The 22,633-nt window shown below is 62.2% G+C and carries 18 protein-coding genes; 6 read left to right on the forward strand and 12 right to left on the reverse strand.

Going from position 1 to position 22,633, the window contains the following annotated elements; all coding sequences use genetic code 11:
• Positions 1-30: 30 nt before the first annotated feature.
• Positions 31-1,158 carry an ABC transporter substrate-binding protein gene (locus O9X62_RS14045; RefSeq protein WP_269533552.1) on the forward strand — a complete coding sequence of 376 codons (1,128 nt, stop codon included), beginning with the start codon at positions 31-33 and terminating at the stop codon, positions 1,156-1,158.
• Positions 1,159-1,233: 75 nt separating this feature from the next.
• Here O9X62_RS14045 and O9X62_RS14050 read toward each other — a convergent pair whose 3' ends face one another.
• From O9X62_RS14050 to murB, 6 genes are all read right to left on the reverse strand, one after another.
• Positions 1,234-2,715, reverse strand: a complete 1,482-nt coding sequence (locus O9X62_RS14050) for an amidohydrolase family protein (protein WP_269533553.1) — start codon at positions 2,713-2,715, stop codon at positions 1,234-1,236.
• Positions 2,716-2,923: 208 nt separating this feature from the next.
• Positions 2,924-3,907, reverse strand: a complete 984-nt coding sequence (locus O9X62_RS14055) for a peptide ABC transporter ATP-binding protein (protein WP_269533554.1) — start codon at positions 3,905-3,907, stop codon at positions 2,924-2,926.
• Positions 3,900-4,871 (reverse strand): ABC transporter ATP-binding protein, encoded by a 972-nt coding sequence (locus tag O9X62_RS14060; protein ID WP_269533555.1) that lies wholly within the window; start codon positions 4,869-4,871, stop codon positions 3,900-3,902. The genes O9X62_RS14055 and O9X62_RS14060 overlap by 8 nt, the downstream gene beginning before the upstream one ends.
• Before the next feature lie 10 nt (positions 4,872-4,881).
• Positions 4,882-5,787: an ABC transporter permease subunit gene (locus tag O9X62_RS14065; protein WP_269533556.1), complete on the reverse strand. Its 906-nt coding sequence runs from the start codon at positions 5,785-5,787 to the stop codon at positions 4,882-4,884.
• 7 nt (positions 5,788-5,794) lie between these two features.
• The gene (locus O9X62_RS14070; protein WP_269533557.1) at positions 5,795-6,805 is read right to left on the reverse strand and encodes an ABC transporter permease subunit; all 1,011 of its coding nucleotides are present in this window, start codon (positions 6,803-6,805) and stop codon (positions 5,795-5,797) included.
• 256 nt (positions 6,806-7,061) lie between these two features.
• Positions 7,062-8,060 carry a UDP-N-acetylmuramate dehydrogenase gene (murB, locus tag O9X62_RS14075; RefSeq protein ID WP_269533558.1) on the reverse strand — a complete coding sequence of 333 codons (999 nt, stop codon included), beginning with the start codon at positions 8,058-8,060 and terminating at the stop codon, positions 7,062-7,064.
• A 107-nt stretch (positions 8,061-8,167) separates the two neighbouring features.
• Here murB and O9X62_RS14080 point away from each other — a divergent pair, with 107 nt between their 5' ends.
• The 5 genes from O9X62_RS14080 (at position 8,168) to O9X62_RS14100 (ending at position 11,740) form a co-directional block, all read left to right on the forward strand.
• Positions 8,168-9,154: a 2-hydroxyacid dehydrogenase gene (locus O9X62_RS14080; protein WP_269533559.1), complete on the forward strand. Its 987-nt coding sequence runs from the start codon at positions 8,168-8,170 to the stop codon at positions 9,152-9,154.
• Between the two features lie 163 nt (positions 9,155-9,317).
• Positions 9,318-9,590, forward strand: coding sequence for a DUF2282 domain-containing protein (locus O9X62_RS14085; protein WP_269533560.1), 273 nt, complete (start codon positions 9,318-9,320; stop codon positions 9,588-9,590).
• Positions 9,591-9,650: 60 nt separating this feature from the next.
• Positions 9,651-10,487, forward strand: coding sequence for a DUF692 domain-containing protein (locus O9X62_RS14090; RefSeq protein ID WP_269533561.1), 837 nt, complete (start codon positions 9,651-9,653; stop codon positions 10,485-10,487).
• Positions 10,484-11,251 carry a DNA-binding domain-containing protein gene (locus O9X62_RS14095; RefSeq protein ID WP_269533562.1) on the forward strand — a complete coding sequence of 256 codons (768 nt, stop codon included), beginning with the start codon at positions 10,484-10,486 and terminating at the stop codon, positions 11,249-11,251. The genes O9X62_RS14090 and O9X62_RS14095 overlap by 4 nt, the downstream gene beginning before the upstream one ends.
• A 3-nt stretch (positions 11,252-11,254) precedes the next feature.
• Complete coding sequence (locus O9X62_RS14100; RefSeq protein ID WP_269533563.1) at positions 11,255-11,740, forward strand: DoxX family membrane protein; 486 nt, start codon at positions 11,255-11,257, stop codon at positions 11,738-11,740.
• On the opposite strand, the gene O9X62_RS14105 is transcribed toward O9X62_RS14100, so the two are convergent.
• The 6 genes from O9X62_RS14105 to O9X62_RS14130 form a co-directional block, all read right to left on the reverse strand.
• Positions 11,741-12,343 carry a hypothetical protein gene (locus tag O9X62_RS14105; protein ID WP_269533753.1) on the reverse strand — a complete coding sequence of 201 codons (603 nt, stop codon included), beginning with the start codon at positions 12,341-12,343 and terminating at the stop codon, positions 11,741-11,743.
• Positions 12,288-15,047 carry a phosphoenolpyruvate carboxylase gene (gene ppc, locus O9X62_RS14110; protein ID WP_269533564.1) on the reverse strand — a complete coding sequence of 920 codons (2,760 nt, stop codon included), beginning with the start codon at positions 15,045-15,047 and terminating at the stop codon, positions 12,288-12,290. The genes O9X62_RS14105 and ppc overlap by 56 nt, the downstream gene beginning before the upstream one ends.
• A gap of 188 nt (positions 15,048-15,235) precedes the next feature.
• Positions 15,236-15,643, reverse strand: a complete 408-nt coding sequence (locus O9X62_RS14115; RefSeq protein WP_269533565.1) for a hypothetical protein — start codon at positions 15,641-15,643, stop codon at positions 15,236-15,238.
• Positions 15,644-15,655: 12 nt separating this feature from the next.
• Positions 15,656-16,918: a porin gene (locus O9X62_RS14120; RefSeq protein ID WP_269533566.1), complete on the reverse strand. Its 1,263-nt coding sequence runs from the start codon at positions 16,916-16,918 to the stop codon at positions 15,656-15,658.
• 99 nt (positions 16,919-17,017) lie between these two features.
• Positions 17,018-18,538, reverse strand: a complete 1,521-nt coding sequence (ubiB, locus tag O9X62_RS14125) for a ubiquinone biosynthesis regulatory protein kinase UbiB (RefSeq protein WP_269533567.1) — start codon at positions 18,536-18,538, stop codon at positions 17,018-17,020.
• A gap of 87 nt (positions 18,539-18,625) precedes the next feature.
• Positions 18,626-22,456, reverse strand: coding sequence for an FAD/FMN-binding oxidoreductase (locus O9X62_RS14130; RefSeq protein ID WP_269533568.1), 3,831 nt, complete (start codon positions 22,454-22,456; stop codon positions 18,626-18,628).
• Positions 22,457-22,633: the final 177 nt, after the last annotated feature.

Consider the following 22,633-nt stretch of genomic DNA (forward strand, 5'->3'; position numbering starts at 1 on the left):
TCTTGAAATAAAAATGACGGGGAGAACGTGATGGGCAGACTCAACAAGGTCTGGCTCCTGGCGCTATGCATGGCCACCAGCCTGACGCACGCAGAAATCGTAATCGGTCAGAGCGCACCCTTGACGGGGCTCGCGGCCACCTACAGCCGTCACCTGAGCAACGGTGCCAAGGCTTATTTCAACTGGCTCAACAAACAGGGCGGCATCAACGGCGAGCAGGTCAAGTTCGTTGTTTACGACGACGGCAACGAGTTTCCGCGCGTGCTGGCCAATACCACCAAGCTCATCAATCAGGACAAGGCCGTTGCCTTGATGGGCTACTTCAGTGCCGACGGCACCGCCTCCGTCATCAGCCGTCGCTGGCTTGATGGCGCCAGCATCCCGCTCGTGGGTGTGACCAGCTCCACCCGCAGCGTGCGCGAGCCCGGCTCCAAGTTCGTATTCCATACCCGTGCAGGCCAGCGCGAAGAAGTCGCCAAGCTGATCTCGCAGATGAAACGCCTCGGCATCAACAAGATTGGCGTGTTCTATCAGGATGACCAGTTCGGTCAGGATGGTCTGGCCGCGGCCGAAGCCGAAGCCAAGTCAGCGGGCGTGAGCATTGCCGCACGTGCCAGCTACCCGGCCAATACCGTCAAGGTGGACACGGCAGCCAAGCGCATTGCCGACTCCAATGTCCCCGCCGTGCTGATGATCTCGATCACCAAGCCCACCGGTGCCTTCATCAAGGCATTGCGCGCGCAAGGCAGCGGCGCCAGCCTGTACCAGACCTCGACGGTGGACTTTGAGGAACTGGTCAAGGACGTGGGCGCCAAGGCCGTGCACGGTCTGGCCATCGCACAGGTCTACCCTTATGTGTTCGACGACCAGAACAAGCTGATCAAGGAATTCCGTACCGTGCTCGCCAGCCACGCACCCGAAGCGACGCCGGCTGGTTATGCCGCGCTGGAAGGCTATATCACGGCCAAGCTGGTCAGCGATGCGATCGCAAAGGCCGGCAAAGGGGCAACCCGCGCCAAAGTCTATGCCATGCTCGAAAGCATGAGCGATGCGGATATCGGCGGTGGTTACCGGGTTTCCTACAGCGGCACTGATCGCAGTGGGTCCAAGTTTGTGGACCTGACCATCGTGAACCAGCGTGGCGAGTTGTCCCGCTAAGTGGGTTGCTGGCGTCACGCAACAAGGCCGCCCTCGGGCGGCCTTGTTTTTGGGTATTACTCCCCGATCCGGCAATCAGCGTACGACGCAATCCTCGGTGCTGGCCGGCGCGCACAGACTGGACTCATTGATCGTATAGACAGGCTGCTTGAGCAACTGCCCCAAACTACGTTCTGCCGCCGCGCCACACACGGTGCGCTGCTGACCGCACAGATCGCGCGGATCGGATGCGCAGCGGTCCAGCCGGGGTACCGCCTCGCCCCAGGCCGTGGGGTAGCTGGCAAAGCGGCCGCCCACCATCACAGCCAGTGTCTGTTTGAGTGCCGTATTGGCCAGCACCGCACCCAGATCGCGCCGTCCCTCGGTATCGATCATGACCACATCGGCCCACTCGCCGGGTGCCAGCTTGCCGATCTGGCCCTGCAGCCCCACAGCCCGCGCCCCATTGCTCGTCATCATCGCGTGCACATCGGCCCAGCTGAACAGATCGGCCAGCTTGTCGCGGTTGTAGCGCATCAGGCAACGGGCCTCATCAAGCTGACTGAGTGACCCCGATGGCGACCAGTCCGTACCCATGGCCAGCGTTACCCCGGCCGCCTTGAGCTGGGGCAAGGGGGCCGTTGCGCCGTAGAGACGGAAGTTCGAGCGCGGCGACAGCACCACGGCCACATCCTGTGCTTTGAGCCGTGCAATCTGCGCCTCGCTGATCGCCACGCCGTGAATGAAGGCATTGGCAGTGGGCTTGGCCTTGACCGCATCGAGCACGCAATCGACCTCATACCCCGCGCCGGCATTCGTCCCCTCCCCCACATGCGGAATGAAAGGCTTGTCCGCCGCCACCTTGATCTGTGCGACTTGCTCGGGTGTGCACGGCGCGCTTGGCCACTGCATGCTGCCCGCGTCGTTGAGCGGGAAGGTGCTGTCGATCACCGGCTTGGTTGGGGTGGCCAAGGCACCATCGGCCAGCTTGAGATTCCGCAGGAAGGCGCGGTAGTCCTTGGCGCCAGAGATGGCCGTGGAGCCCGTCAGCATATGCCGCAACATTGCGCGCTCGCTGACTTCGGTGCGCACAACCGGATCTTTGGGTGCATCACCTTCGAAGCCGCGCTGCGCCGGCAACAGCTTGCGCCATTCGTGGCGGTGCACCCACTTGAGCGTGGGCGGTGCGGGCGGCTGCTGGTAGCTGTAGTCGATATGTTCATGCAGATTCAACAGCCCGGCCGATACCAGGGCACCGGGGCAATCGATGATGCGCGCGGCCACACGCGGCATCGCACAGCCGGCGGTGGCAACCTTGCCCTCGGGGCTGATCAGCAGCGTACCGCCTACATAGAGTTTGCCGTCGCTGATCACATTGCCACGCAGCAACTGGAACGGGCCGTCGCCCGATATGGTGCACTGCGCCGCCACGCCGGCATAGTTGGCATCACACACCTGCACCGGGTAGCCACTGCCGTCGAGCGGCACGCTGGCCACCGCGCCCACTGGCGCTGGTGGTAGCTGGGCACAGCCGGCGGCTAGCAAGGCGGCGGACAGGCTCAATAAACGTCGATCCATATCGTCCTCTCGTATCTCGTCGCGATCAGCATAGTCAGTTCGCGAGATTTCGTTTGCGTGAATCGGCGGCGGACACAAAAACAAAGCCGCCCGAAGGCGGCTTGTCTGGCGAGACCCGTAGGGTGCAAAAGGCTATCGGCCGCATTGCAACATGGCGCTACGACCGCCGGGCGGTGCAATACGCTGCGCTTATTGCAACCTACTCGTCCTAGACGGCGATCTCTTCAATCCGGTGGCAAGCCACCATGCGGCCATCAATCGGTCGCAGCTGCGGGACTTCCTGCTCGCACTGGGCATTGGCGTGCGGGCAGCGCTTGTGGAAAGTGCAGCCGCTCGGCGGACTCAGCGGACTGGGCAGTTCGCCGACGACCTTGATCTTGATACGACGGTCTTCGGCACGAATCGCCGGGGTCGCACTCATCAGCGCGAGGGTGTAGGGATGCAGGGGCTTCTGGTAGATGGTGGACTTGGCGCCATATTCCACAGCCGCACCCAGATACATCACCATCAGGTCATCCGCCACATGCTCGACCACGCTCAGATTGTGCGAGATGAACACATAGCTGGTGCCGAACTCGTCTTGCAGATCCATGAACAGATTGAGAATCTGTGCCTGGATCGACACGTCGAGCGCCGATACGGGTTCATCGGCCACCACGATCTTGGGGTTCAGGATCATCGCGCGGGCAATCGCGATACGCTGGCGCTGACCGCCCGAAAACATGTGCGGATAACGGCGCACATGCTCGGGGCGCAAACCCACCTTGGCTACCATGGCCTCGATCCGGGCCTTGCGCTCGGCGCTGCCCAGATCGGTATTGATGTAGAGCGGCTCATCCAGCGCAGCCGTAATCGTCTTGCGCGGGTTCAGCGAGGCATAGGGGTTCTGGAACACCATCTGGACCTTGCTACGCATGGCTTTCACCGTGGCAGCATCAGCCTTGGCGACGTCCACGCCTTCGATGCGCAGCTCGCCGGCCGTGGCGGGTTCGATCATCGTCAGCTGGCGCGCCAGCGTGGACTTGCCGCAGCCCGATTCACCGACCACCGCCAGCGTGCGCCGCGGTGCCAGGGTAAATGACACACCGTTGAGTGCCTTGACGGTGGCCGTGCCCTTCAGAAAACCGCGACTCACGTTGTAGTGACGGGTCAGGTCCTTGGCAACCAGCAGGTCTTGTTGAACATCAGCCATGGGTCGGGTTTCCTTCGCTGTTCAGCGGGGTGAAGCAACGCACGCCATCGAGCAGCGCCGGACGCTCGCTGCGGCAGCGATCCTGCGCGTAACGACAACGTGGACTCAACAGGCAGCCCGCAGGCCGGTCGTAATGACCGGGCACGATGCCAGGGAGAGCCGAAAGGCGCTTGGCGCCCTTGCTGTGTTCGGGAATCGCCGCCAGCAGTGCCTGTGTATACGGATGGCGCGGCGCATCGAAAATCGTATCGATGGCCGATTGCTCCACCACCTGGCCGGCGTACATCACGCACAGGCGCTTGGCCATCTCAGCCACCACGCCCAGATCATGGGTAATCATGATCAGGGCCATATTGTGTTCTTTCTGCAAGCGCGCCAGCAGGTCCATGATCTGGGCCTGGATGGTCACGTCGAGCGCGGTGGTCGGCTCGTCGGCGATCAGCAGCTTGGGGTTGCAGGCAATCGCCATCGCAATCATCACGCGCTGGTTCATGCCGCCCGACAGCTGGTGCGGATAGGCATTGAGGCGGCTCTTCGGGTCGGGAATCTCGACCAGCTCCAGCAGTTCCAGCGCGCGCTTGTCGAGCTCGGCACCGCGCAGGCCCAGATGCACCTTGAGCGACTCCTTGAGCTGGAAACCCACAGTGTACGAGGGGTTCAGGCTGCTCAGCGCGTCCTGAAAGATCATCGAGATGTCTTTACCGACGATCTTGCGGCGCTGGCTGGGGCTGAGCTTGAGCAGGTCGTGACCGTCGAACACCAGCTCATCGGCGGTTACGCGACCGGGGGCGTCGATCAGACCCATCAGCGCCATCATGGTCACCGACTTGCCCGAGCCCGATTCGCCGACAATGCCGACGAGTTCACCGCGGTCGATCTCGAAGTCGAGACCGTCGACGGCCGGGAAAGGATGCGCGAGCGAGCCGAACTCGACACGCAGATTCTTGATTTTGAGCAGACTCATGCGGCTCTCCTTACGCTGCGCGTTTCAGCTTGGGGTCCAGCGCATCGCGCAGGCCGTCGCCCATCAGGTTGATCGACAGCACCGTGATCAGGATCGTCAGGCCCGGCATGGTCACCACCCAAGGCGCACGTTCGATGTAGTCACGTGCGGCGCTGAGCATGGTGCCCCACTCGGCGGTGGGCGGTTGCACGCCCAGACCCAGGAAGCCCAGCGCGGCCACTTCCAGAATCGCCGACGAGAAACCCAGCGTGGCGTTCACGATCAGCGGGGCCATGCAGTTGGGCAGCACCGTCAGGAACATCAGGCGCAGCGTGCCGGCACCGGCCACGCGGCTGGCCGTCACATATTCCTTGTTGATCTCGGCCATGGCGGCAGCACGCGTCAGGCGCACATAGCTCGGCAGGGTGCCGATGGCGATGGCGATCATCGTGTTGGTGAGGCCGGGGCCGAGGATGGTGATGATGCAGATGGCCAGCAGAATGCCCGGCAGCGCCAGCATGATGTCCATCAGACGCATGATGATGGGGCCGAGCGTCTTGTCGAAGAAGGCCGCCAGCAGACCCAGCACAATGCCCGGAATCATCGACATCACCACCGACATGAAGGCGATGAACAGCGAGATGCGCGCACCATGGATCAGGCGCGAGAGGATATCGCGGCCCAGCTCGTCGGTACCGAACAGATAGGTGGACATGCCGCCTTCGGCCCAGGACGGTGGGGTAAGCATATGGTCGCGGTATTGCTCGATCGGGCTGTGCGGCGCGATCCAGCCAGCAAACAGCGCACAGAACACGGCCACCAGAAAGATCGCCAGCGCCACCACGGCACCCTTGTTGTGCGAGAAAGCCTGCCAGAACTCGCGCATCGGCGAGGGGTAGCTGGGTACGTTTTCCACGGCTTGGACGGTAGTTGTCATGCTGTCCTCACTTGGCCGAGCGGATGCGCGGGTTGACCACGCCATACAGCAGGTCGACCAGCAGGTTGATCACGATGAACACGGTGGCCGAAATCAGGATGCCGGCCTGCACCACCGGGTAATCGCGGCGGGCAATCGAATCGACAATCCACTTGCCGATGCCGGGCCAGGAATAGATGGTTTCGGTGAGCACGGCGCCAGCCAGCAAAGAGCCGGTTTGCAGACCGATCACGGTAATCACCGGGATCAGCGCGTTGCGCAGTGCGTGGACTACGACGATGCGCGTGGGGGCCAGACCCTTGGCGCGCGCAGTGCGGATGTAATCCTCGCGCAGCACTTCGAGCATGCTGGAGCGTGTCATCCGCGCAATCACCGCCAGCGGGATCGTACCGAGCACGATCGAGGGCAGGATCAGGTGCATGACGGCCGACTTGAACGCGCCCTCTTCACCCGAGAGCCAGCTGTCGATCAGCAGCAAACCGGTTTTCTGCGCGATGTCGTATTCGATGTCGATGCGGCCGGACACGGGCGTCCAGCCCAGGCTGACCGAGAAGAACATGATCAGGATCAGACCCCACCAGAAGATAGGCATGGAGAAACCTGTCATCGCCGTGCCCATCACCGTGTGATCAAACACCGATCCGCGCTTGAGACCGGCAATCATGCCTGCCGGCAGACCAATGATCACGGCGAACAGCAAGGCACACAGGGCCAGCTCGACGGTGGCGGGGAACAGGGTCAGAAATTCCTTGGTCACTGGCTCACGGGTCACCAGCGAGATGCCCAGATCCCCTTGGGCCAGATCGCCCAGGTAGCGGAAGTACTGGACATGCAGGGGCTGATCCAGACCCAGGCGGGCCATCGCAGCGGCGTGCATTTCAGGGTCGAGCTTGCGTTCGCCGACCATCACTTCGATCGGATCACCGGGAATAAGCCGGATCAGCGCAAATGCCACCAGGGTGATGCCGATGAAGGTCGGGATGACCGTCGCCAGCTTCCTGAGTACGAATGAAAACATGGATTACCTCCGGGTTTGCCGGCGCGCCGTCGCACGGACAGAACGCCTTCCCCATCTTGCCCCGGTGCCGGCGATTACCGGCACCACTACTGCGTCCTGCACCTGCTTCCACCCCGGCAGGGCGGAAAAGCGGCGGATGTTACGCGGGCGTCACGCACAGGGCAATGACCACGCTTCCGCGTTGGCATAACAACAACTTATCGACTTTTAGGCAGCGAAAAACATGCTGCAATGCAGCATTCCGCCGCCGCCCGAGCTACCACCAGATCGGCTCCGGCGTGAGCTGAACGCCGAAGCGCTGCTGCACATCGGCCTGTACGGCCTGCATCAGCGTCCGCACATCCGCAGCCCGGGCGTCGCCGTGGTTCACCAGCACCAAGGCCTGCTTGTCATACATGCCCACCGGGCCTAGCCGCTTTCCCTTCCAGCCGGCCTGTTCAATCAACCAGCCCGCAGCCAGCTTGCAGCGGCCATCCGCCTGAGGATAAGCGGGCATGGCTGGATGATGCGCCCGCAACGCTGCTGCCGTGGCGGCATCAACGATCGGGTTGTGAAAGAAGCTGCCAGCGTTGCCGATCACGGCCGGGTCGGGCAGCTTGCTCTGGCGCGTGGCGATCACGGCATCGGCTACCGCCTGCGGCGTTATCGCCTGGCCATCCAGACGCTGGCGCAGATCGCCGTAATCCAGCACGGGGGCCCATTGTTTGGGCAAACGGAACAGCACTTCGGTAATCAGCCAGCGGCCGGCCTCGGCCTGTTTGAATACACTGTCGCGATAGGAAAACATGCATTGCTCTGCCGTAAAGAAGCAGGGCTGTGCGTCGTCCAGGCTCAGTGCATGCAAGGCATGGAAGCGATCCTTGAGCTCGACACCATACGCGCCGATGTTCTGGATCGGCGCAGCCCCTACCGTGCCCGGTATCAGCGACAGGTTCTCCAGGCCCGGCCAGCCCTGCGCCAATGTCCACTGGACGAAGTCATGCCAGTTCTCCCCCGCAGCCGCCGCCACATACCAGGCATGCTCGTCCTCGCCCAGCAGGGCACGGCCGGCAAGCTCGACGCGGATCACCGAACCGGCAACCCGCTCGGCCGGCACCAGATTGCTGCCGCCACCGAGCACACGCAGCGGCGTCACCGCACTGGCGAGGATGTCGGCCAGCTGATCGGCGTGTTCAAGGTGGTACAGGCGCTCGGCACGGGACTGCAAGCCCAGGGTGTGCAGCGGCTGTAGATTGACGTCGGACAAGACAGGCACAGCAATCAATCCGGAAAATGGCGTAGCGGCGATTATCCTGCATATTGGCGTAAGCAGGCCGCACCATATCGTGCCCCATCACCCTGCCGTCTACCGGAGCCTACGTCATGCGTATCGCTGTTTTTGACACCCACCGTTACGACCGTGATGCCCTGCTGGCAGCCAATTCGCGCTACGGGCACGATCTGAGCTTTTTCGAGGCGCGCCTCAATCGCGATACCGCTGCCCTTGCGCAGGGCTTTGAAGTGGTGTGCCCCTTTGTGAATTGCCGACTTGATGCCGCCACACTGACCCAACTGGCGGCAGGTGGCACGCGTCTGGTCGCGCTGCGTGCCGCTGGTTTCAACGGCATCGACCTGCCCGCCGCCAAGGCCAACGGCATCGCCGTCGTCCGCGTACCGGCCTATTCCCCGCACGCAGTCGCCGAACATGCGTTCGCCCTGCTGCTGACACTGGTGCGCAAGACTCATCGCGCCTACAACCGGGTCCGCGAGGCCGATTTTTCACTGGACGGCCTGGTCGGCTTTGATCTGGCGGGCAAAACCTTCGGGATTGTCGGCCTTGGCCGCATCGGTCTCGTTGCCGCACGTATCGCCCACGGTTTCGGCTGCCGTGTCCTGGTGAGCGACCCGGCGGCCAGCCTGCCTGCCGACTTGCCGCTGACGCAGGTCGATCTGTCCACCTTGCTGAAGCAGAGCGATATCGTTTCCCTGCATGTGCCGCTCCTGCCCGCCACACGCCACCTGATCGACGCCGCCGCACTGGCGCAGCTGAAACCCGGCGCCATTCTCATCAACACCAGCCGCGGCGGCCTGATCGACAGTCAGGCTCTGTTGGCCACGCTCAAAGCCGGCAAGCTCGGTGGCGTGGCACTGGATGTGTATGAACTCGAAGAAGGCGTATTCTTTGAAGACCTGTCCGGCACCGGCCTTGCGGATGATGTGCTGGCGCGGCTGACGACCTTCCCGAATGTGCTGATTACCTCCCACCAGGGTTTTCTGACCCATGAGGCCTTGGCGAATATCGCCGATACCACCCTGGACAATGTGCGGGCCTTCTCGCTTGGCGAGGTACTGAAGAATCAGGTCGGCTAGGCAACGAGCGCACACCGTTCATGTCCAATTCAGCCCGCCGGGACGAGCATGCGCAATAGGCAGAAAAATTCTGCCGCTTGCATGTAAGCCCCGCGGCACTATGATCGACGAAGGCAGGCGGCACTCTTGCCCGACAGTATCCTCACTCAACAGGAGTCACGACATGGATAAGAAACAAGCCCTGATCACCGGCGCACTGAGCAGCCTGATCGCCCTCGGCCTCTCCAGCGGCGCCGTTGCCGACGACAAGGCCGCCAAGGAAAAATGCTACGGCGTCGCCAAGGCCGGCAAGAACGATTGCGCTGCCGCCAATGGCAGCCATAGCTGCGCGGGCCAGGCCAAGACCGATAACGACGCCAACGAATGGAAGTACGTCGCCAAGGGCACCTGTGAAAAAATGGGTGGCAGCACCAAGCCGGGCGAAAAGAAGAGCTGAGCGGCTTAGTCAGCATTCCACCGTTACACGGAGCGGGTGGCGCGAGCCACCCGTTTTCATATGTCTCTCACCACCTTGCCTCACGCTGCCGGTATCGGCCTGCGCCTGCCGCACATCCGCGAAGTCATCGACACGCGGCCTGCCGTGGCCTGGTTCGAGGTCCACGCCGAGAACTATTTTGGCGGTGGCGCCAACCGCGCGGCGTTACGGCGCGTGCGGACCGACTATCCGATCAGCATCCACGGCGTGGGGCTGGGGCTAGGTTCCGCGGTACCGCTGGATAAGGCGCACCTCGCGGCGCTACGCGAGCTGGTGGACGAGATCGAACCCGCCGCCGTCTCCGAGCACCTGTGCTGGAACCGCACCGCCGACGAATGCTTCAACGATCTGCTGCCCCTGCCCTACACAGAAACGGCCCTGCACCATATGGCAGCCCAGGTCGACGCCGCGCAAACAGCGCTGGGCCGGCCGCTGCTGATCGAGAACCTGTCGTCCTATGTGGCTTTTCGCGACGATGCCATCGCCGAGGCCGAGTTTCTGGCCGAACTGAGCCAGCGCACGGGGTGCGGGCTCCTGCTGGATCTGAACAATCTTTACGTCAACGAACACAATCTGGGCCGTGATGCGCGCGCCGCTATCGCCGCATTGCCGGTAGAGGCCGTTGCCGAAATCCATCTTGCCGGCTTCGAGAAACGCGATGACGACCTCTGGCTCGATACCCACGGCACACCCGTGTGTGATGCGGTGTGGGACCTGCTGGATGTGGCACTGGCACGTTTCGGCGCCCTGCCGGTGCTGCTGGAGCGTGATACCCATCTGCCGGCCTTTGCCGATCTGCAACACGAAGCGGCGCGTGCGCAATTGGCGCTCGATACCTGGGTGGGGTCAACGCCATGAATCGCCCGCTTTCCCGGCAACTGGGCGATTTCGCCCGCGCCATGCACGATACCGATATCGCGCAACAGCTGTTTGGCGATAGCGCCCGAGGGCACAGTGCCTACGCCAACAACGCCCTGTTCAATCGCGCCGACGCGCTGGCCGAGGCCTTCCCGGTAGTGCGGCAGCTGGTGGGGGATGACTTTTTCGGTGCGATGGCGCGCGCCCATGCCCGCGCCGAGCCGTCGCGCTCCGGTGATCTGCATGCCTATGGCGAACGTTTTGCCGACTTCATCGCCACCTTCGCGCCTGCGCAGGAGCTTCCCTATCTGGCCGACTGCGCAAAGCTGGACTGGCTGTGTCACCGCGCTTACTACGCACCGGACCACACGCTGCTGCGGCTCGAGGCGCTGGCGGACATCCCTGCCGAACAGCACGGTGCGCTGGTCTGGTCGCTGGCGCCTTCGGCGGCACTGATGCAATCCCGCTGGCCGGTAGCGAGTTTATGGCTTGCGCACGAGTCACTGGCGCAAGGGCATGAGGCCAGTTTTCCCTCGCCCGATCAGGGTGGCGAGCGTGTACTCGTTTACCGCGATGCCATGCTCAAGGTGCGCGTGCGCCGCTTGCTGGCATCGGATGCCGCCTTCCTGCAGGCCTGCGCAGCGGGCCTGCCGATGGCCGAGGCGCTCGAACGCGCGCTCGATGAAGACATGGATTTTGATCTGGGGCTGTCATTGCAGCGCTGGGTGGCCGACCAAGTAGTGTCGGAATTTCATCTGGAGTAATGCATGCACCCTGCCACCGCGCATCTGATCCGCGCCCATCAATGCCTCGTCCACGGCCTGGCGCAATGGCTAGCGCCAATCGCAACCCTGGTGACACGTCTCTACGTGGCGCAGGTGTTCTTTCGTGCCGGCCTCAGCAAGATCGAAGATTGGGACACCACTGTGTTCCTGTTTACCGAGGAATATCGCACGCCCCTGCTGTCACCTGCCCTTGCCGCTCTGGCAGGTACGGCCGGCGAACTGATCCTGCCGGTACTGCTGGCACTGGGTCTGGCTGGCAGACTGGGGGCGCTGGGCCTGTTTGCCGTCAATGCGATGGCGGTGGTTTCCTACTGGCACGTGCTCGGTACGCCCGAGCAGGCGGCAGGCCTGACGCACCATCTGCACTGGGGCTTGCTGCTGATGCTGCTGGCTGGGTACGGTCCGGGCAAACTATCGCTGGATACGCTGCTCACCCGCTGGTGCGGCAAGTGCAGCGCCTCCCACTGACTAAGGACGGCCTTGCACCGCTGGCGGCGTCAACGCTGGTGGCGGTAGATTCTGCGGCGTGAACGACCCCGGTGCTTGCGGCACGATACGTTCGCGGTTGCCCATGTTCCAGCGGGCGCAGTACCACTTGGTCTGCTGGTTGGTCGTGCCCACGAGTACCGACATGGTATCGGTAATGTAGCGAACGCCATCGGCCGTATTGATGGGCCGGAAGGTCACACCCAGCGTCCGTTCGATCTGCTGTTTGGTGGATTCGACCGGCTGGGTGATCAATGCACCGATCATCAGGGCACGGCTTTCATCGATATTGGTAAACACTTCCAGCGTGGCGGCACCGCCAAGCTGCGCACCCTGCGAATTCCACCAGCGGGCCTCGCCCCAATCGCGGATGCTGGCTTGCAGATGCTTGTTGAAGTACTCATGCCAGAAGGTGGTGCTCCAGTCGGAGCGGCACAACAGGGCCGATTCCACCTTGTCGTTGAAGTCGGTAGGCAAGGCATGCACCTGGGCAGCCAGCAGCGCGCCGGCCACCCAGATGGCACAGCGGCTAACCCGAGTTGCGCAGGCCTGCGGCAATCCCGTTGATGGTGAGGTGAATCGCATACAGCACATCCTCGCTCTCGTCGCCCTCGCGGAACCGCTTCACCAGATCGACTTGCAGGTGGTTCAGCGGGTCCAGATAGGGTAGCCGGTTCTTGAGGCTACGCGCCAGCAGCGGGTTATCGCCGAGTAGTTCCTTGTGTCCGGTGATCGCGAGTACGGCATCCACGGCACGGCGCCACTCCTGCTTGATGCGGCCGAAGATCGCCTCGGCAATCGCCGGGTCCTTCACCAAGGTCGCGTAGCGGCTCGCAATATGGATATCGCTCTTGGCCAGCACCATCTCCATATTGCTGATGGTGGAGCGGAAGAACGGCCATTCGCGGTACAGGCGGGCCAGCTCTTCAATCCCGGCCTCACCCTTCTCGTCGCGGTAGGCCGCAATCGCGGTACCAAAGCCATACCAGCCCGGCAGCATCAGGCGGCTTTGTGCCCAGGAGAACACCCAGGGAATCGCGCGCAGATCGCCGATATGGTTGGTGGCCTTGCGCGCCGAGGGGCGGCTGCCGATATTGAGTTTGGCAATCTCCGAGATCGGCGTGGCTTCGCGGAAATAGGTGATGAAATCGGGCGTGGCATACACTAGGTCGCGGTATTCGCGGTAGGCAAGGCCCGAGAGCTTTTCGAGCAAAGCGTGGCGCTCCGGCGTATCAGCCGCAACGGCCGCTTCCGTGGGGAAGCTCGCGCTCAGCGTGGCCGCCAGCAGGGTTTCCAGGTTGCGGCGACCCACTTCGGGGTCAGCATACTTGGCGGCAATCACTTCACCCTGTTCGGTGATGCGGATCTGCCCGGCCACCGAGCCGGCGGGCTGCGCCAGAATGGCCTCATAGCTGGGGCCACCACCACGACCGACCGAGCCGCCGCGGCCATGGAACAGGCGCAGGCGTACGCCGGCTTCGGCGAACACCTCCACCAGCTTGACCTCGGCCTTGTAGAGTTCCCAGTTGCTGGTGAGGTAGCCGCCATCCTTGTTGCTGTCGGAATAGCCCAGCATGATTTCCTGCACACCAGCACGCTGATCAACCAGCTGACGCCACTGCGGCAAGGCCAGCAGGTCGCGCACGATGGCATCGCAGGCCCGCAGATCGGGAATCGTTTCGAACAGCGGGATGATATTGACGGCCGCATGCGGCGTGGGCGAGAGCGCGATCAGACCCACTTCCTTGAGCAGCACGGCTACTTCGAGCAGGTCCGACACGCTTTGCGCGTTGGATATGATGTAGTTGGGCAAGGCCGCTGCGCCGTACTTGGCGTGGATCTCGGCGGCCGTGCGCACGATGGCCAGCTCCTTGGCGCTTTCTTCGCTGTATTGCACATAAGGCGTTTGCAGCAGGCGGGCGCTGGCCAGTTCGCGCAACAGCACTTTCTGGCGCGCTTCCTCGCTCAGCGCGGCGTAGTCCTCCAGCCCGGCTTTCTCGAACAGTTCGGCGACGACTTTCTCGTGGATGCCGCTGTGCTGGCGCATATCCAGCGGTGCCAGATGGAAACCGAATACATCGACGGCGCGAATCAAACGCCGCAGGCGGCCGCTGGCCAGGATCGCCGAGCCATGCGCCGCCAGCGAGGCCGACAGGGCCCGCAAGTCGCCCGCCAACTCTGCCGCTGTGGCATAGGGGGCGATACCGGCATCGGCCAAGATGCCGCCGCGGAACTTGCCCAGCACATGCGCGGTAGAGAGGATGCGTTGGCGGATGGTGTTCATGGCCAGGCGATAAGGCTCTTCGCTACGGCTGGCAGGCTGGTTGGCAAACGCCGCGCCGATCGCGTGCACGGCATCGCTGGCCTGCACCATGCGCGAGGACAGGCTCAGCTCGCTTTCGAGCTTGGTGGCCTCTTCATAGTAAAAATCGAACGCCACCGCAGCCTGGCGGCCGACGGCATGCAGGGTGACTTCGGGCACCACAAAGGGGTTGCCGTCACGGTCACCGCCGATCCAGCAGCCCACGTGCATGAATACCGGCAGCTCGACCGGCTCACCGAGCAAGGCGCTCAAACGGTCTTCAAGTTCGATGTAGATGCGTGGCAGCTGCTTGAGGAAGGTGGAGCGGAAATAGCTGATGCCGTTTTCGATTTCATCGCTGACCTGCAGCTTGAAGGCGCGGATTTCGCGCGTCTGCCACAGCGTGAGGATCACGCGCTGCAGGGCGATATCGTTTTCTTCCAGCTCTTCGGGCATCAGCGTCTGCCGGTCGCGCATGGTCAGCGCGCGGGCGATCGTGCGTTCGCAATCGAGCAGGGTCTTGCGTTGTACTTCGGTCGGGTGCGCGGTCAATACCGGGGCGATCAGTGTGGCAGCCACCAGGTTCTTGATCGCCTCGGCCGAAACACCGCGCGCTGTCAGCTCGTCGAGCGAGTGGGTGAGGCTGCCGCGCTGTGCCGGGCTGCGCTGGATGCGGTGGTAGCGACGGCGGCGGTTGTGGTGCAGGTCTTCGGCAATGTTCGACAGGTGCGAGAAGTAGCTGAACGCACGCGCCACAGCCACCGTCGTATCGTGGCTCAGATTCGCCAGCGTGGCGGCCAGCTCATCGGCCGCGCTGGAATCGGCTTCCCACACGAAGCGGCTGGCCAGCTCGCGGATCGCCTCGATCTGCTTGAGCGTGTCGGTGCCCGACTCACGCTCGATGGTATCGGCCAGCATGGTGGCCAGCAGGTTGAGATCCTGCTCCAGCGGCAGGTCTTTGGCGGTAGCGTTGTCGTACAGGGCCATGATCAATCTCGCGACGTGGGTTTTGCTGCGGTGCGGTAGCCAGAGTAAGGGATAGTCCGCACGTAGGGAATTGTAGTTTAACTACAAGTTTATAACCGGATCGCCCTTGTGCGCCACAAAACAGAAAGGCCGTGCAGATGCACGGCCTTTTCTCTTGCAAAACAAAGCTTTCCTTGCCAAAAAAAGGCTCAGAAGCTGCCGACCACCTTCACGCTACCATCAACAGACCCCTTGTCGATGTAGCCAATTGCAGCTGGGTTGCCCGCAACAAACTTCTTCACATCGGCACTACCACCCACTTCCTTGGGCGGGGTACCCTTGCCGGTGAACTGCATCTTGGCCCAGTGCGCCTTGACGCCTGCAGGGTCCTTCTTGAGTACTTTGCTGCTGAATTCCCCGCGCGTGGCGCCATCGCTTTGATCCACCGGGGTGGCACTACCGCCACTCGGGAAGCTTGTGGATTTACCCAGGAAGATGCTGGCAATCTGCTCGGGCGAGAGGCTGTCGACACCCGACTTGGGATTGACGACAACCGCCACCTCGGCCTGAGCGGCTACCGTCAGCAGGGCAAGCAAGGTGAGCATGTGGATTTTCATGATGCCCCCTCCTTAGAAAACGAAGTCAGCAGCGATGGTGTAGACATTTACCGACTCACCGGCAAATGCAGACCGCAGCTTGAATGGATCGGTGGAATCAATCTTCTGCTTGGTAAAGAAGTTGTCCTTGCCCTTTTCAGTCTGTACGCGGTCGAACTGGAACTTGATGGCCACATTCTTCATGGCATTCCAGCGCAGACCCAGCGTGGTCGTGCTCTGATCCGCACCTGCCTTGGTATCAATGACTGCGGCCTTGAGACCTGCAAGCTGGACGGTCGGCGTGGGGAGGTTGTCAGTGATGTGGTTCACCTTGGTCTCGACGCTGGCGTAACTGACATAAGGCGTGAAGTCACCAAAGCGGTAGCCCAGCGTGGTGTACCAACCGTCCGTGTCATCGACGAAACTCTCGGTACGGCGCTGGGTATACTCGCCCTGGAAGACCAGCTGACCATCATCGTAGGTTGCCCCGATGCCGGTAAAACTGGCCAGCTTGTCCTTGATGATCAAGTCATTGAGGGCGGCCTTCCATGGGCCCGAAATGGCAGCAGGCAACACGGTGCTGTTGGCGACGGCGCTCATCCCGGGAATCAGGATCGTGTCCATGCCGGGGCTGTGGCCGGTCAAGTCCGTACGGATGTAACCTGCGCGGAACAGCCAGGAGTCAATCTCGTAAACGGCATTGATCCCCATCATCTTCTTGAAATCGATGTTGAAATCACCGGGCAACTTGGTCTTCGATGCGCCCGTGTAGGGCTGCAAGGTCACCGTCCCGTCACCGACATTGTGCTTGTAGAGCATGTCGATACCATCGAAACGACCATTGGCAACCTGTGAGTACACATCAACTGGCGGGCGAGCCCAGATATTGGCATAGCCCACATTGCGGTAGTCCGAGATCAGGAAGGTGGGGGTACCGATCCGGCCCACGCGCACTGCCACATTCGGCGTGGCCTGATACTTCACGAAAGCCCACTCCACCCCAGGGGTGAAGTTGTTCTTTTCGTTCTTGGTCGAGAGCAGTTGCAGGGTCGCCGACCACTGATCATTGAACTTGGCCACACCTTGCACGCCAAGCTTGGTATCGACGGTGTAAGAGGCGTTCTTCTTGGCCCCGTTGGGCTGACTGGAAACAGCACGGAACTCGGCATTGTCCGTATTGGTGCTGACTGCACTGACGGTACCGAAACCGGAAAAACTGAAGGCCGTATCATCAGCCCAAGCAGCAGCCGACAAAGCTGTCGCCAATGCAAGTGCGAGGGGTTTGAGGGTCTGCACGTTCACTCTCCAGGATACAAAGGGGGATGCGGCGTCGAATCTTGTGGTGCTACAGCGGCGCGCCAGAGCCACCGCAACGATCCGCCCCGGATACACCGGCTAGTGCAGCAGCAAGGCAAGCACAACCAGCAGGGCAGCCAGCAATCCGGCAATGGTCGCGAGCCATTCATTGCGTTGCTGCTGGCTCTGGAGCATTTGCTCGGTCACTGTTACCAGCTTAGTCTGCTGCTCTCCTTCGGCAAGCCGGACAAGCGCACGAGGCAGGGCAGGTAGAGTTTCTGCCCAGTACGGCGCCTCCACCTTGATCTGGCGCAACAGCGCGCGCCAGCCCACCTGTTCGTTCATCCACCGCGTCAGGAAAGGCTTTGCGGTATCCCAGAGGTCCAGTTCTGGGTCCAGTTGACGACCCAGACCCTCGATGTTGAGCAGGGTTTTCTGCAGCAATACCAGTTGTGGCTGAATTTCCACATTGAAGCGGCGTGAGGTCTCGAACAAACGCAGCAAAATCTGCCCCAGCGAGATTTCTGCCAGCGGCTTATCGAAGATCGGCTCGCAGACGGTGCGGATGGCGGCTTCGAGTTCTTCGACGCGCGTTTCTTTGGGCACCCAGCCTGATTCGATATGGGCGGTGGCCACGCGGCGGTAATCGCGATTGAAGAAGGCGAGGAAATTGATCGCCAGATAGCGTTTGTCGAACTCCGACAGACTGCCGACGATGCCGAAATCGAGCGCAATGTACCGCCCATCCGGCGCGACCAGAATATTGCCGGGGTGCATATCTGCATGGAAAAAGCCGTGGCGGAATACTTGGGTGAAGAAGATTTCCACCCCGAACCGGCTTAGTTGCTTGAGGTCGATACCCTGCTCACACAGCGTATCGATCTGCGAGACCGGCGTGCCATCCATCCACTCAAGCACCATCACTTCGCGGCTGGTGTAGTCCCACAGAATCTCTGGCACCAGCAGCATGTTCGATGCGGGGAAATTGCGCCTTAGCTGACTGCCGTTGGCGGCTTCGCGTTGCAGATCGAGTTCGTCATGAAGATAGCGGTCGAATTCCGCCACCACTTCACGGGGCTTCAGGCGCTTGCCGTCGGCAAACAGTTTCTCGACCAGCCAAGCCATGACCTTGAGCAAGGCCAGATCGGATTCGATCACGGGCTGGATGCCGGGGCGCAGCACCTTCACCGCCACGCGGCGGCCATCGGGCAGCTCCGCGTAATGGACTTGCGCCACCGAGGCCGAAGCGACCGGCGTGGTATCAAAACGACTGAACAGCGCGCGCGGCGGCTTGCCCAGCGCAGTTTCGATGACCTGTTCGGCAATGTCCGAATCAAAGGGTTTGACCCGATCCTGCAGACGCGTGAGCTCACTGGCCACATCTGCCGGCACCAGATCCGGCCGGGTGGAGAGCACCTGGCCAAACTTGACGAAGATGGGCCCGAGCTTCTCCAACGCCCGGCGCAAACGTACTGCGCGCGGCGCCTCGAAGCGGCGCCAGAACAGGATCAGTTTGACGGTGCGTTCCAGCCCGCGCACGCGCTCGTGGCCAAGGATGAACTCGTCCAGCCCGTAGGCAAAGACAATGCGGAGGATCTTGAGGAGCCGAAGCAGGAACATGCGATCAGGCCAGCGCAGGAGAGGCCGCGATTATCACGCGAAACGAGCATGGCGGGCAGCGTTACCGCCGCCCACCACACCTGATGCTTACAGCAGCACGCGCTCGATGCCGCCGTTACGCGCGGTTTCCACGTATTCAGGCATCCAGTTTTCGCCGAGTACATGCTTGGCAATTTCGACCACGATGTAATCGGCCGTAGTGCCCGAATCGTCGTTGTAGCGGGTCAAGCCCTGCAGGCAGCTTGGGCAGGAGGTCAGGATCTTGACCTGATCCTGTGTGCCGGCGCGCGCTGCGTCGGCCCCCTTGCGCATTTCTTCTTCCTTGCGGAAGCGCACCTGCGTGGACACATCGGGTCGCGTCGCGGCCAGCGTGCCGCTTTCGCCGCAGCAGCGCTCGTTCAGATCGACCTGCTGACCCATGATCTCGTTGGCCAGCTTGATCGGGCTCATGGTCTTGATCGGGGTGTGGCAGGGGTCGTGGTACATATAGCGCGTACCTTCCACGCCTTGCAGCCTTACACCCTTTTCGAGCAGGTATTCGTGGATGTCGATCAGGCGGCAGCCGGGGAAGATCTGTTCAAACTGGTAGCGCGTGAGCTGGTCGTAACAGGTGCCGCAGCTGACCACCACGGTCTTGATGTCGAGGTAGTTCAGCGTATTGGCCAAGCGGTGGAACAGCACGCGGTTCTCGGTGGTGATCTGCTCGCCCTTGTCGGCATAACCGCTCGACGTCTGCGGGTAGCCGCAGCACAGATAACCGGGCGGCAGCACCGTGGTGGCGCCCACATGCCAAAGCATGGCCTGGGTAGCGAGGCCGACCTGCGAGAACAGGCGCTCAGAGCCGCAGCCCGGGAAATAGAACACGGCTTCCGAATCTTCGGCCGCGACCTTGGGGTTGCGGATCACCGGGATCACCTCGGCGTCTTCCACATCCAAGAGCGCGCGCGCCGTTTTCTTGGGCAGATTGCCGGGCATCTTCTTGTTGATGAAGTGGATGACCTGGGTCTTCACCGTCGGCTTGCCCACGGTGGCCGGCGGCGCGGCAGTCTGTGCCTTGGCGGCGACCTTGAGTACCTCGTGACCCAGGCGTTGCAGCTTGTAGCCGATGCCCATCATGCCGGCGCGCAGCGTCTTGATCGTGGCCGGGTCTTTCACCGTGAGGAAGGCCATGGCGGCGGCGGTGCCGGGGTTGAACTTCTTGTGGCCGGTCTTGCGCAGGAAGTTGCGCATGGCCACGGTGACATCGCCGAAGTCGATCTTCACCGGGCAGGGGTTCACGCACTTGTGGCAGACCGTGCAATGGTCGGCCACATCGCCCAGTTCCTCGAAGTGCTTGAAGCTCACGCCTCGGCGTGTCTGCTCTTCGTACAGGAAGGCTTCGGTCAGCAGGCCCACGCCGAGAATCTTGTTGCGCGGGCTGTAGAGCAGGTTCGCGCGTGGCACGTGAGTGGCGCACACCGGCTTGCACTTGCCGCAGCGCAGGCAGTCTTTGACCATGTCCGAAATCTGGCCCAGATCGCTCTGTTCCAGAATCAGCGACTCGGCACCCAAGAGACCGAACGAGGGCGTATACGCATTGCGCAGATCGGCACCGGGCAGCAGCTTGCCCTTGTTGAAACGGCCGTTCGGGTCGATGCGCTGCTTGTATTCGACGAAGGGGCGAATCTCCTCGTCGTGCAGGAATTCGAGCTTGGTGATACCGATGCCGTGCTCGCCCGAGATCACGCCATTGAGCGAACGCGCCAGCGCCATGATGCGCGCCACGGCTTTGTGCGCCGTTTGCAGCATGGCGTAATCGTCGGAGTTCACCGGGATATTGGTGTGCACATTGCCGTCGCCGGCGTGCATGTGCAGCGCCACCCAGGTGCGCCCCTTGAGTACCTGCTTGTGGATCGCCTTGACCGCATCGCGCACCGGCGTGTCGGCATCGCCCGAGAACAGGTTGTTCAGTTCGCCCAGCAGTTCGCGCTTGAAGCTGATCCGCAGGGCAAAGTCGCGCAGGGCATGGAACACCGATTGCGGCGGCTCGATATCGCTGGCGGGTTCCAGCGGGGCCGTGGGCCAAGTGCTGGTGTAGCTCTCAAAGGCGTCGTCGAGATGCTGGAGTATCCAGTCCCAGCGCTGGCGCACAGCGCGTACGCGTTCGAGCGCAGCTTCGCGGCGGTCGCCGATCAGTTCGTCATGGCTCACCGTTTCGTCGGCATCGACTTCCAGTTTGCCTTCGCTGAAGAAGGTATCGAGCTTGTCGAGCAGTTGCAGCTTGTTGGCAATGCTCAGTTCGATATTGATGCGCTCGATGCCATCGGAGTAATCACCAAGGCGCGGCAACGGAATGACCACGTCTTCGTTGATCTTGAACGCATTGGTGTGGCGTGCGATGGCTGCCGTGCGGGCACGATCGAGCCAGAATTTCTTGCGTGCTTCAGCCGTCACCGCAATGAAGCCTTCACCGTGACGCGCATTGGCCAGGCGCACGACCTGGCTGGCGGCCTCGCCCACAGCGTTTTCGTCGTCGGACACGATGTCGGCGATCAGCACCATCTTGGGCCGGCCCTTGGACTTGGCCTTGGTGGCGTAACCGACGGCGCGCACATAGCGCCAGTCCAGATGCTCGAGACCGGCCAGCAGCACGCCGGGCTTGGCATCGAGGTAGTCCTTGATTTCAACGATGGCCGGCGTGGCTTGGGCCACGGTGCCGAAGAATTCGAGACACACGGTCCGCACATGCGCGGGCATGCGGTGCAGCACGAAGCGGGCCGAGGTGATCAGGCCGTCCGTACCTTCCTTCTGCACGCCGGGCAGGCCCGCAAGGAACTTGTCGGTCACGTCCTTGCCCAGACCCACCTTGCGGAAGGCCGGGCCGGGGATGTTCAGCGTGTCGTCCGAGATCAGCGTCTTGCCATCGGGCTGCAGCTTGCGGATGCGGAAGCTGGCCATGTCGATATCGTGGATCTTGCCGCGGTTGTGGTTCAGGCGTTCGATGAACAGCCAGTTGCCGTCCGGGTCCACCATCTTCCACGAGGCCAGGTTGTCGAGCGCGGTACCCCACAGCACGGCCTTCTTGCCGCCGGCGTTCATGGCCACGTTGCCGCCGATGCAGCTGGCCTCGGCCGAAGTCGGGTCCACCGCGAACACCAGCCCCTCGGCTTCGGCGGCTTCCATCACGCGCTTGGTAACGACACCAGCGCCGCACTGGATGGTGGCCACCTTGCCTTCCACGCCGGGCAGCGTGATGTATTCGACACCGTTGTGGCGATCCAGCTTTTCGGTGTTGATCACGGCCGACATCGGCGTCAGCGGTACCGCGCCACCGGTGTAGCCGGTACCACCACCGCGCGGGATCATGGTCAGACCGAGGTCGATACAGGCCTTCACGAGGCCGGCCATCTCCTCCTCGGAATCGGGATTCAGCACCACGAACGGGTATTCGACGCGCCAGTCGGTCGCGTCAGTCACATGCGAGACGCGGGCGAGGCCATCGAAGCAGATATTGTCCTTGCGGGTCAGCCCGCTCATGCGCTTGAGCACTTTCTTGCGCAGCGCGGCCGTTTCGGGGAAGAAGCGCTCGAAGGCATCAACGGCCTTGCGGGCTTGATCCAGAAGGCTGGCAACCTGATCGTTATCGCCACGGCGCTTCTCGACTTCGCCCAAGCGGTGGCGCATGGCGCCGACCAGCGCAGCCAGACGGTCCGGGTTGTCGAGCAGGTCGTCCTGCAGATAGGGATTGCGCTGCACCACCCAGATATCGCCCAGCACCTCGAACAGCATGCGCGCGGAACGGCCGGTACGGCGTTCGCCACGCAGGGTGTCGAGCACCTGCCAACTGGCCTCGCCGAGCAGGCGGATCACGATCTCGCGGTCGGAAAACGAGGTGTAGTTGTAGGGAATTTCGCGCAGGCGGGGGGCTTGATCAGCCATGGGGAAGCACCAGTGTCGGCGATGGATCGGGACTCGCGATTCTAGCCGAATTGCTGCGCTGCATCGAACCCGTTCGCGACGTGTAGTTGCACGACAGTGACAGAAAAAGCCTAAATGAAACAGACTTTTAGCGGATTTTGATTGACGTTCGCGTCAGTCAAGGCAGGCCATCGGACG

Origin of the sequence: Chitinimonas sp. BJYL2 (assembly GCF_027257935.1) — a bacterium.
In the GTDB taxonomy this organism is placed as follows: Bacteria; Pseudomonadota; Gammaproteobacteria; order Burkholderiales; family Chitinimonadaceae; genus Chitinimonas.

What these genes read in the sequence shown, in the direction of transcription:
- O9X62_RS14045 (WP_269533552.1), top strand. Translation starts at nt 31, where the DNA reads ATGGGCAGACTCAACAAGGTCTGGCTCCTGGCGCTATGCATGGCCACC.
- O9X62_RS14050 (WP_269533553.1), bottom strand. Translation starts at nt 2,715, where the DNA reads ATGGATCGACGTTTATTGAGCCTGTCCGCCGCCTTGCTAGCCGCCGGC.
- O9X62_RS14055 (WP_269533554.1), bottom strand. Translation starts at nt 3,907, where the DNA reads ATGGCTGATGTTCAACAAGACCTGCTGGTTGCCAAGGACCTGACCCGT.
- O9X62_RS14060 (WP_269533555.1), bottom strand. Translation starts at nt 4,871, where the DNA reads ATGAGTCTGCTCAAAATCAAGAATCTGCGTGTCGAGTTCGGCTCGCTC.
- O9X62_RS14065 (WP_269533556.1), bottom strand. Translation starts at nt 5,787, where the DNA reads ATGACAACTACCGTCCAAGCCGTGGAAAACGTACCCAGCTACCCCTCG.
- O9X62_RS14070 (WP_269533557.1), bottom strand. Translation starts at nt 6,805, where the DNA reads ATGTTTTCATTCGTACTCAGGAAGCTGGCGACGGTCATCCCGACCTTC.
- O9X62_RS14080 (WP_269533559.1), top strand. Translation starts at nt 8,168, where the DNA reads ATGCGTATCGCTGTTTTTGACACCCACCGTTACGACCGTGATGCCCTG.
- O9X62_RS14085 (WP_269533560.1), top strand. Translation starts at nt 9,318, where the DNA reads ATGGATAAGAAACAAGCCCTGATCACCGGCGCACTGAGCAGCCTGATC.
- O9X62_RS14090 (WP_269533561.1), top strand. Translation starts at nt 9,651, where the DNA reads ATGTCTCTCACCACCTTGCCTCACGCTGCCGGTATCGGCCTGCGCCTG.
- O9X62_RS14095 (WP_269533562.1), top strand. Translation starts at nt 10,484, where the DNA reads ATGAATCGCCCGCTTTCCCGGCAACTGGGCGATTTCGCCCGCGCCATG.
- O9X62_RS14100 (WP_269533563.1), top strand. Translation starts at nt 11,255, where the DNA reads ATGCACCCTGCCACCGCGCATCTGATCCGCGCCCATCAATGCCTCGTC.
- O9X62_RS14105 (WP_269533753.1), bottom strand. Translation starts at nt 12,343, where the DNA reads ATGCGATTCACCTCACCATCAACGGGATTGCCGCAGGCCTGCGCAACT.
- ppc (WP_269533564.1), bottom strand. Translation starts at nt 15,047, where the DNA reads ATGGCCCTGTACGACAACGCTACCGCCAAAGACCTGCCGCTGGAGCAG.
- O9X62_RS14115 (WP_269533565.1), bottom strand. Translation starts at nt 15,643, where the DNA reads ATGAAAATCCACATGCTCACCTTGCTTGCCCTGCTGACGGTAGCCGCT.
- ubiB (WP_269533567.1), bottom strand. Translation starts at nt 18,538, where the DNA reads ATGTTCCTGCTTCGGCTCCTCAAGATCCTCCGCATTGTCTTTGCCTAC.
- O9X62_RS14130 (WP_269533568.1), bottom strand. Translation starts at nt 22,456, where the DNA reads ATGGCTGATCAAGCCCCCCGCCTGCGCGAAATTCCCTACAACTACACC.